Genomic DNA, 9,402 nt, shown 5'->3' with positions numbered 1-9,402 from the left:
ACTCTTCACTGCCGACAACGCTGATGAGCGGGTCGGTTGGAGTCGCGGCCGCAAGCGGCGCGAATGTCAGTGCTGCTCCGACCGCGAAGCCGCCGACCACAGCAATTTTGCGCATGTTCAAGGTCATACCTTTCAATGATTTTCCGCCGACGACCCAGGCGTAACCGTCGGAAGTCCCCCCAGCAACCCGTTGCTGCTGCGAACCTGAGAAGACCGTAACAAGCAGGTATGTGTATGGGAACTCTCCGGCTTAGAAAAGTTAAGTGGCGCATCTACTTTCGTGAAGCCTTCGTGCATTGGGTAAGCCGCTCACCAGGCAACTTGGCTGCGTTGTTGACTGCCTGAATCCGCCTCGTCGCCATTCTGATCTCGAAGCGGATTAAGTCAGCGCCTCAGGTCAGAACAGGCTCGACAAGTCCCCACGGGATTGGTTGGCGCCAGAGTCTCCGCCAGCGGACTGAGAGGCTGCTGGTACTGCTGGGCGCTCATGACCGCCGTCGCGGGGCGGTTCCGTCCTATGCTGCCAAGATGGCGTCACAGTGGAAGACATTCCAGCGCCTGGCGGAAAATCTTGTGTTCGGCGAAGCACCGAGATTAATCCGGCAGCTGCAGAAGTCACCCACCCTTCAACGGGGCATCAAGATCGGCATCGACGCGATCATTGGCGCCACGGCCGAAGCGCCGGCCGAGATCACCACTGGTCGTCCGGTGACCCGCACCAGCGCACCCACCGCGCATCGAGCCCGCAAGCTGGTCTATTCACCCAACCTGGACGGTCGCGCCGATCCTGGCGAGGTGGTGTGGACGTGGGTGACGTACGAGGAAGACCCGGCCCGCGGCAAGGACCGCCCGGTGCTGGTGGTCGGCCGCGACCACGCCACACTGCTCGGCTTGCTGATGTCCAGTCAGGAAAAGCATGCCGCCGACCGCGGCTGGGTCGAAATCGGTAGCGGCAGCTGGGATTACGACGGCAGGCCTAGTTGGGTGCGGCTGGATCGGGTGCTCGAGGTCCCCGAAGAGAGCATCCGCCGCGAGGGCGCGATTCTGGATCGCACCACCTTCGACGTGGTGGCCGCGCGGCTACGCCGCGACTACTCCTGGAGCTGAGTTAGCCCTGGGTGATGTAGGACTGCAGCTGCTCGTGCTCGCTTTCCAGCTCTTCCATCCGCGTCTTGACGACGTCGCCGATGCTGACGATGCCGATCAGCTTGCCGTCCTCGAGCACCGGCACGTGCCGGACCCGGTGCTCGGTCATCAGCAACGTGAGGCTGTCGACCGTGTCCGATTTCGTACAGGTCGAGACCACCGCTGTCATGATCTTCTCAACCGGTAGCGAGAGCGTCGACGCTCCGTGGGCGTGCAGTTGGCGCACCACGTCACGCTCGGAGACGATGCCCTTCACGCCGTCGGGCCCGACCACCACCATGGCGCCGATGTTGTGTTCGGCCAGCCCGGCGAGCAACTCCGTGACCGTCGCGTCGGGGTTGATCGTCACCACCGCGCCGCCTTTGCCGCGCAACACATCTGCAATCCGCATCGAGCCTCCAGCCGCGTGTGATCAGGTTCACACCAGGTTACGGCGCAAACTGTCAGCGTGATAGAAGCTGACAAAAATCAGCTGAACAACCAGGTCAGGTAGCCGTGGTCGAGTCGCTGCGGCGTGTCGGCAGTCGTGCGGCCGCCAATAGCAGCCACGCCAACGCCGTAACCCGTGCCACCGGCAAGCCCGGTCCCAGCGGCTGCCAGGCCAACACGAGCACCGTCAACTCGCAGAGCACCGCGATCGCTATCCCGATCCGCGCCACTACTCGCGGCAGCAGTCCGAGGGCCAAGCCGGAAGTCGCAATGCCCGCGATGAGAACACCCAGCGCCACCACGTGCGCAACGCCACCGACGAGGAAGGTCAGCAAGTACAGCGCCCGGACCAACGGGGTGTCCCCGGTGATCTCCGGTCGCGACAACGTCCAACCCAGCAACCCCGTCAGGCCCAAGCTGCCTGCCGCCAGGATCCCGCCGGTCAACGCGATGGTCGGACCCGCGCCGACGTCACCGAGCCGGCGCAGCCGGGCGCTGGCGGTCGCGGCGTAGACCGCCAGCAGCACCGACGAGCCGAACACCGCCACCGCGATGATGCGCACCGCCAACGATCGGGTTTGCACGTAGTGCTGGACCGGACCCATCGGCCCGTATGGCAGCGGCATCAGCCCGCCGAGCGCGACGCCGATCGCCAAGCCGCCGAAGAGCAGCGCAATGCAGACCGCGGCGAGCAGCACCAGCGACGGCCCATCGGGTGGCCGCGAATCAGCCATGCCGAAACGATAAGGCGGAACGCTATGCCAATCGGGTAATTTCGACGACGACGTCGAGGTCGGTGGCGCCTTGCCCGTGGTAGATGCCCTTCAGCGGCGAGACGTCGGCGTAGTCCCGCCCGACGCCGACAGTGACGTACTGCTCGTTGATCTCGCTGTCGCTGGTGGGGTCGTGGTCCCACCAGCTTCCGGTCCAGGCTTGAATCCAGGCGTGGCTCTGGCCATCGACGGTCTCCCCGATCACTGCGTCAGCGTCAGGGTGGTGATAGCCAGACACATACCGCGCAGGAATTCCCATGCCGCGCAACACCATCAGCGATAGATGAACGAAGTCCTGACAGACGCCTTTTCCTTCACGCAAAGCATCTGAACCTGACGTGTGGACTCCGGTGCTGCCTTTGACGTAATCCAATTCGCTGCGTACCCAGGCGGCTGCCGCGATGACGCCGTCCGCGGGCTCGTGTTCCTTGGCGATCCGCTTGCCCACGGCCGCAATGCGTTTGCTCGCCGGCGTGTAATCGGTCGGACGCAGCAACTCGTCGTACCGATCGATCACCGCCTCTTGCGCCAAATCAGACCAGGACAGCTGCTCGGTCACCGGATCGGGCTGTTCTGTCTCGACCACTGACGCCGACGTCACGGTCAACTCGGTGTGCGGTGCGTGCAAGTCGAACGCCGTCACCGCGGTGCCCCAGTAGTCGACGTACCGGTACGACCTTGTCGCAGGAACGGTCTCGACCCGGTTGAGCACGACGTTCTGTCGCGAGTCCGATCTCGGCGTGAGCCGGGCTTCGTTGTACGAGGCCGTCGCCGGCGACGGGTAGGCATAGCCGGTGGCATGCAGAACACGTTGACGCCACATCAGCTCTTCCCCTGCTTGGCCGGCAGCGGATCGCGATGGCCGGCATCAGACCAGGCAACCCATGGTACAGCGTGAAAGTACTGCGCCGACAACGCTTCTCCTACGTCGGAACAGGATTTCTGCAAGCCGGCAAGTCGCATCTCCAGCGACTCAAGCAGAACGCCCGGCTGCACGAATTCAAGCTCGCTGCGGGCCCGTCCCAACAAACGCTGAGCCTCCGAAACGGCGCCGATGCGACTGCCCCGGCTGTGCAGGAGTTCGTCGAGGCTGTGCTCGGCCAACTTCAGAGAGTAGAAAACCGACCGCGGGAAGAGGCGGTCCAGCAGGATGAACTCGACGACCCGATTGGCGTCCAGCACACCGCGATAGGTACGCAGATAGGTGTCGTGTGCGCCCGCGGAGCGAAGCACCGTCACCCATGCCGGGGACACCGCGCTGTCGCCCACTCGCGACAGCAACATGCGCACAGTCATGTCCACTCGCTCGATCGCGCGGCCGAGCACCATGAAGCGGTAACCGTCATCACGCGACAGCGTCGAGTCGGCAAGACCCGCGAACATCGCCGCGCGACCCTCGATGAATGACAGGAACTCATGCGGGCCAAGACGTTTGGCGGCACGCTCACGTTCGCCCAGTGCGTTGAAGGTGGTGTTGAGGCACTCCCAAGTCTCAGTGGACGTCACCTCACGGGCCGACCTCGCGTTCTCCCTCGCGGCCGAGATGGCGTCGACGATCGAGGAACCGTCGCCCGGAGGGTTGTGGGTAAATGCCACCAGGTCGGTCAACGACCACACGTCCAGCTCACTATCGGGAGCCTCGATTCCCAAGACCTGCAACAGTACTCGCGAAATATGGTCGGGGTCGACGCTGGAATCCTCCAGCAGCTGGTGCACCGTGACGTCGAGGATGCGCGCCGTGTCGTCAGCGCGCTCGACGTAGCGACCGATCCAGTACAGCGCTTCGGCATTGCGGGCGAGCATCAGCGAATCACCGCCTGCTTTGTTGCTGTTGCTGACCCGGCTGTGGCTCCAGAACCGGTTGCGACTTCGGCTGCCGCTGCTGCTGGAATTGCTTCTGCGACTGCTTTTGACCGTCCGAATCGCCGTTGGTCGTGACCGCTTTTGGCAGCTTCTTGACAACCTCGGCGGCACCGAGCTCACGGTCGGCCCCCGACGTGCGCGACGCCAGTACCCAGGTGTCCTTCGACCCGCCGCCCTGGCTGGAGTTGACCACTCGCGACCCTTCGACCAACGCCACCCGGGTCAGGCCACCGGGCAACACCCACACGTCGTCACCGTCGTTGACCGCGAACGGCCGCAGGTCGACGTAGCGGGGCGTCAGTGTGTCGCCGATCTGCGTCGGGACGGTCGACAACTGCATCATCGGCTGCGCGATCCAGCCGCGCGGGTCATCGCGGATGCTTTTGCTGATCGCGTTCAGCTCTTTGTTGGACGCTTCCGGACCGAACACGATGCCGTAGCCACCCGAGCCCTCAACGGGCTTGATCACCAGCTCGTCGACCCGGTCGAGCACCTCTTCGCGCTCATCGTCCATCCAACACCGGAAGGTATCGACGTTGGCGATCAGCGGCTTCTCGCCGAGGTAGTACTCGATGATGGTCGGCACGTAGGTGTAGACGAGTTTGTCGTCGCCGACCCCGTTGCCGATGGCGCTGGAGATCACCACGTTGCCTGCGCGGGCCGCGTTGAGCAGGCCGGCCACGCCCAGCACCGAATCGGGACGGAATTGCATCGGGTCCAAGTAGATGTCGTCGATGCGCCGGTAGATGACGTCGACCTGGACCTCTCCTTCGGTGGTGCGCATGTAGACCTGGTTGTCCCGGCAGAACAGGTCGCGGCCTTCGACCAGCTCGACACCCATCTGGCGGGCCAGCAGCGAATGCTCGAAATACGCCGAGTTGTAGACGCCCGGCGTCAGCACCACCACCGTCGGGTCAGCCTCGTTGGTGGCCGCGGAGTTACGCAGCGCCCGCAGCAGGTGCGCTGCATAGTCGTCGACCGCGCGGACCCGGTGGCTGGCGAACAGGTTCGGGAAGACCCGAGCCATCGTGCGCCGGTTCTCCATCACGTACGAGACCCCGGACGGTGATCGCAGGTTGTCCTCGAGGACCCGCCAGGTGCCCTTCTCGTCGCGGATCATGTCGATGCCCGCGACGTGGATGCGCACGCCGTTGGGCGGCATGATGCCGACGGCCTGGCGGTGGAAATGCTCGCAGGAGGTGATCAGCCGGCGCGGAATGACGCCGTCACGCAGGATCTCCTGGTCGCCGTAGATGTCGTCGAGGTATGCCTCGAGGGCCTTGACGCGCTGGGTGATGCCACGTTCCAGCCGCGTCCACTCGGCGGCCGAGATGACTCGCGGGACCTGGTCCAGCGGAAACGGCCGCTCCTGACCGGACAGCGAGAACGTGATGCCCTGGTCGACGAAGGCCCGGCTCAGGGCCTCGGCGCGGTCGTCAAGGTCGGCGGAATCCGATGGCGCCAGCTCCCGATAGATGCCCTTATAGGGTCCGCGAACGTTTCCGTGCGCGTCGAACATCTCGTCGAACGCTTCCGCATAGCAACCACCCGCGGCGTTATAGCCGTCAAAGATCTGTTCATAGCGCGATTGCGGCTTACTGCGCTGTTGCCGTTTGTTTTCTCCAGGCAAAGTTCGAAGGGCCACTGTGCCATGCTGCATCAATTCCGCCTGCTCCGCAGGCCCATGGTCTTCGCTTTGGGTGAATGCATCGGGGACTGATACCCTAGGCAGTCGCCGCTTAAGCGTGAGATCGCTGTACGGCAAACCGTGACACCACAAGCCGCTGAGATTTACGAAGGAATTACGCGTGGCCAACATCAAGTCGCAGCAGAAGCGCAACCGCACCAACGAGCGCAACCGACTGCGCAACAAGTCGGTGAAGTCGTCGCTTCGCACGGCTGTCCGCGCATTCCGCGAGGCCGCCGAGGCGGGCGAGCAGGACAAGGCCGCCGAACTGCTGGTTTCCACCAGCCGCCAGCTGGACAAGGCAGCCAGCAAAGGTGTGATCCACAAGAACCAGGCGGCCAACAAGAAATCGGCGTTGGCGCACGCCCTGCACAAGCTCGGTAGCTAGTCCGCGACGAGCTCGGCAACCTTTCTCACCGCTGCTTCCAGCGCATAGTCCGCGTCGGCGGCTGCGCCTTTCACATCGGCGTTCAACGCGGCCACCAGCCGCATCGCGGTAGCCACCGAGTCGCGCGACCATCGTCGCGCCTGCTTCTGCGCCTTCTGCACCCGCCACGGCGGCATTCCCAATTCGGCGGCCAGCCGGTAGGGGTCGCCGGAGAGCGACCCGACCCGCCCGATGCTGTGGATGGCCTCGGCCAGCGCGTCAGCCAGCACCACATGCGGCTCGCCGCGCAGCATCGCCCAGCGCAGCGCTTCGACGGCTCCCTCGACATCGCCCACCACGGCCTTGTCGGCGATATCGAAACCTTTCACCTCAGCCCTGCCGCTGTGGTAGCGCCGCACCGCTGCGACGTCGACGTGCCCGCCGGTGTCGGCCACCAATTGTGAACAGGCCGAAGCGAGTTCGCGCACGTCGGAACCGACCGCATCGAGCAGCGCTGCCAGTGCGTCGTCGTCGACCTTGACCTTCAGCCCGCGAAATTCCTTGCGGACGAAGTCCAGGCGTTCGCCCGCCTTGGTGATCCGCGCGCATGGATGCACCTGCGCGCCCAGCGCGCGGATCTGATTCGCCAGCGCCTTGGCTCGCCCGCCACCTGAATGGACGACCACCAGCTCGGTGCCTTCGGGGACATCCGCCGCGGCTTTCGCGATCAATTCGGCGCCTTCTTTGCCGGCTTCTCCGGCGGCTTCCAATACGACGACGCGCTCGTCGGCGAACAGCGACGGGCTCAGTAATTCGGCCAGCTCGTAGACACCGACGTCGCCGGCCCGCACCCGATTCACCGGGACGTCGTCGGTGCCGGCGCGCTGGCGCGCCGCGCGCAGCACGTCCGCGACGGCGCGCTCAACCAGCAGCTCCTCATCCCCCAGTACGAGATGCAATGCCGAATCGTGCTGGCTCACCAGTTGATCGTGTCATGTCCGGCCGACAGAGCCGCCGGCCCCCGTCAGCAGACCCGACAACGACCAGGCGAGCAGCGCGCAGGCTGCCAGCGCCAAACCGGCCCGGAACCACCGCCACCGCCAGAGCAGCACGGTCAGCAGTCCTGCGGCGCCGACGGCCAGCACACCAGCGATCCCGTCCGGTACCGGCACGCTCGCCGCGGGGACATTCGCGGCCCAATGCGCGATCCGCAACAACCACCACAGTTCGGGGCCGGTGAACCGGATCAGCAGTTGCGCCCCGGACGGCCAGAACAGGCACAGCCCGGCCGCGGCGGTGCCGAGCACGGTGATCGGCGCGATCAGCGCCGCGACCGCGAGATTGGCTGCCGCCGACACCAGGCTCACCCGGCCCGAGATGCCGGCGATCAGCGGCGCCGTCACCAACTGCGCGGCACACGCCACGCAGCCGGCGTCGGCCAGCGGTTTGGGCCAGCCCGCTGCGACCAGACGGCGCGACCAGACCGGTGCGATGACCACCAGCGCGGCCGTCGCCACCACTGACAAAGCCAGGCCCACGTCGACCGCCAGCTGCGGCGCGACCACCATCAACACCAGCACGGTGCCGGCCAACGCCGGAATTGCTTGCCGTCGCCGCGACGACAGCACACCCACCAAAGCGATCGCGCCCATCACCGCCGCCCGCAACACGCTGGCGGTGGGCTGCACCACGATGACGAACAGCACCAAAGCAATGCCGGCCAACGTCACCGCGGCCCGCGGGCCGAGCAGCCGCGACGAAAACAGCACCGCTCCACAGACGATCGTGACGTTCGCCCCGGAGACCGCGGTGAGGTGCGTCAGACCGGCGGTGCGGAATTCTTGCCCGGTCACCGGGGTGACGGTGGACATGTCACCGAGGACTAGCGCCGGCAGCATCGCCGCCTGGTCGGCGGGCAGCACGCGACGAGCCGTATCCGCGAACCCCGCGCGGACCGCGTACGCAGCCCGATGTAGCGGCCCGGCGCGGCCGGTGGTCGGCGTACCGATCGCAGTGATCACGGCCACCGTCAGATCGTGACGGGTGGGCGGGCTCATTCTGGCGCGAAACCGCATCGGCTGGCCGACCATCACGGCGCCGAAGTCCCGCGCGGGTGCGAAAACGACTGCGCGGCCATAAGTCTGGCTGCTCCCCAGTTGACGCAGCACGGCGCGGAACAGCAGGCGTCCGTGGCCGACCGGTACGGCGCTTTCGGTGGGCGTGACGGCCACCTCCGCGCTGGTGCCAAAGGTCGCCACAATCGGGTGGTGGGCGACTGCGTTGGCGCGCAATGCGATCGCGAACCCGAAACCCGCACCGACGACGCCCGCGGCGGCCACGCCGATGCCGAACGTCCGCATCCGCGACCGGTGGGCGCCAGCACGCCACAGCAGTGCGCCGGACACACTGCCTGCCGCACACAGCGTCCCGACGATGTTCCCGATCGGCCACACGATTCCCGCGGCTGTCACCACCCAACTGGTCACTGCGGCCGGCACCAGACGCGCATCCAGCCGCGCCGTCGTTGGGTCGGCGCTGGATGATTGCGCCACCTGCCTCAGACACCGACCAGCGGGCGCAGCTTTTCCAGCCGCCCGGGACCGATGCCGTCGACCTCCCCCAACTGGTCGACGCTGGTGAACTTTCCGTGGGCGTTCCGCCAGGCCACGATGGCGGCCGCCCGCACCGGCCCTACGCCGGGCAGGGTGTCCAATTGCTCGACGGTCGCCGTGTTGAGGTTGATCAGCGCGGCCGGGGCGCCCTTGGCCGGTCGGGGCGTGGAGCTGGGCGTGCCAGGGCCCGCCGAACCGGGACTCACCGAACTACCCAGCACCGCCGGCTGTCCTTTGACCGGCGCCATACCCACCACGATCTGCTCGCCGTCATCAACTTGCCGAGCCATGTTGAGACCCATGGTGTCCGCGCCGTCAGTGCTGCCGCCGGCGGCCTTCAGCGCGTCGGCGATTCGCGCGCCGGGCGGCAGCGTGACGAGACCAGGCGTGTGCACCAGCCCCACCACACTGACCACCACCGGCTGCTCGGGCCGCGTTGAGGGCCCAGGACTCGAGGTGCGGCTCGGCGTGGCCGCCATGTCAACCGGCGGGAGCTTGGCCGACGTCACCGGTGCGGGCTGCTCG

At 66.2% G+C, this 9,402-nt stretch carries 10 protein-coding genes; 2 read left to right on the top strand and 8 right to left on the bottom strand.

The window, feature by feature from the left end:
• The first annotated feature begins 528 nt into the window (after positions 1 to 528).
• On the top strand, positions 529 to 1,107 hold the full coding sequence (locus VGH54_RS10835; protein ID WP_331511979.1) for a type II toxin-antitoxin system PemK/MazF family toxin: 579 nt from the start codon (positions 529 to 531) through the stop codon (positions 1,105 to 1,107).
• Position 1,108: 1 nt separating this feature from the next.
• Here VGH54_RS10835 and VGH54_RS10830 read toward each other — a convergent pair whose 3' ends face one another.
• From VGH54_RS10830 to VGH54_RS10810, 5 genes are all read right to left on the bottom strand, one after another.
• Entirely contained in the window at positions 1,109 to 1,537 is a 429-nt protein-coding gene (locus VGH54_RS10830; RefSeq protein WP_331511978.1) for a CBS domain-containing protein, read from the bottom strand.
• 94 nt (positions 1,538 to 1,631) lie between these two features.
• Positions 1,632 to 2,309, bottom strand: a complete 678-nt coding sequence (locus tag VGH54_RS10825; protein WP_331511977.1) for a hypothetical protein — start codon at positions 2,307 to 2,309, stop codon at positions 1,632 to 1,634.
• A gap of 22 nt (positions 2,310 to 2,331) precedes the next feature.
• A complete protein-coding gene (locus VGH54_RS10820) occupies positions 2,332 to 3,171 on the bottom strand; it encodes a transglutaminase family protein (protein WP_331511975.1) in 840 nt (279 codons plus the stop codon).
• Positions 3,171 to 4,151: an alpha-E domain-containing protein gene (locus VGH54_RS10815; protein WP_331511974.1), complete on the bottom strand. Its 981-nt coding sequence runs from the start codon at positions 4,149 to 4,151 to the stop codon at positions 3,171 to 3,173. Before VGH54_RS10815 ends, VGH54_RS10820 begins: the two co-directional genes overlap by 1 nt.
• Before the next feature lie 7 nt (positions 4,152 to 4,158).
• Positions 4,159 to 5,841 carry a circularly permuted type 2 ATP-grasp protein gene (locus VGH54_RS10810; protein WP_414688688.1) on the bottom strand — a complete coding sequence of 561 codons (1,683 nt, stop codon included), beginning with the start codon at positions 5,839 to 5,841 and terminating at the stop codon, positions 4,159 to 4,161.
• A 178-nt stretch (positions 5,842 to 6,019) separates the two neighbouring features.
• Between VGH54_RS10810 and rpsT the strand changes: the two genes are divergently transcribed.
• A complete protein-coding gene (gene rpsT / locus VGH54_RS10805; RefSeq protein ID WP_331511972.1) occupies positions 6,020 to 6,286 on the top strand; it encodes a 30S ribosomal protein S20 in 267 nt (88 codons plus the stop codon).
• Here the strand turns inward: rpsT and holA are convergent.
• The 3 genes from holA to VGH54_RS10790 all read right to left on the bottom strand — a co-directional run.
• The gene (gene holA, locus VGH54_RS10800; RefSeq protein ID WP_331511971.1) at positions 6,283 to 7,245 is read right to left on the bottom strand and encodes a DNA polymerase III subunit delta; all 963 of its coding nucleotides are present in this window, start codon (positions 7,243 to 7,245) and stop codon (positions 6,283 to 6,285) included. The genes rpsT and holA overlap by 4 nt on opposite strands.
• Before the next feature lie 12 nt (positions 7,246 to 7,257).
• A complete protein-coding gene (locus tag VGH54_RS10795) occupies positions 7,258 to 8,817 on the bottom strand; it encodes a ComEC/Rec2 family competence protein (protein ID WP_331511970.1) in 1,560 nt (519 codons plus the stop codon).
• A 5-nt stretch (positions 8,818 to 8,822) separates the two neighbouring features.
• Positions 8,823 to 9,402: ComEA family DNA-binding protein (locus tag VGH54_RS10790; protein WP_331511969.1), on the bottom strand; the 580-nt coding region annotated here is incomplete at its 5' end.

It is taken from the genome of Mycobacterium sp. (assembly GCF_036488105.1).
Classification (GTDB): Bacteria; Actinomycetota; Actinomycetes; order Mycobacteriales; family Mycobacteriaceae; genus Mycobacterium.
This window is presented reverse-complemented; position numbering and strand designations above follow the sequence as displayed.

What these genes read in the sequence shown, in the direction of transcription:
- VGH54_RS10825 (WP_331511977.1), bottom strand. Translation starts at nt 2,309, where the DNA reads ATGGCTGATTCGCGGCCACCCGATGGGCCGTCGCTGGTGCTGCTCGCC.
- VGH54_RS10835 (WP_331511979.1), top strand. Translation starts at nt 529, where the DNA reads ATGGCGTCACAGTGGAAGACATTCCAGCGCCTGGCGGAAAATCTTGTG.
- VGH54_RS10815 (WP_331511974.1), bottom strand. Translation starts at nt 4,151, where the DNA reads ATGCTCGCCCGCAATGCCGAAGCGCTGTACTGGATCGGTCGCTACGTC.
- VGH54_RS10830 (WP_331511978.1), bottom strand. Translation starts at nt 1,537, where the DNA reads ATGCGGATTGCAGATGTGTTGCGCGGCAAAGGCGGCGCGGTGGTGACG.
- VGH54_RS10820 (WP_331511975.1), bottom strand. Translation starts at nt 3,171, where the DNA reads ATGTGGCGTCAACGTGTTCTGCATGCCACCGGCTATGCCTACCCGTCG.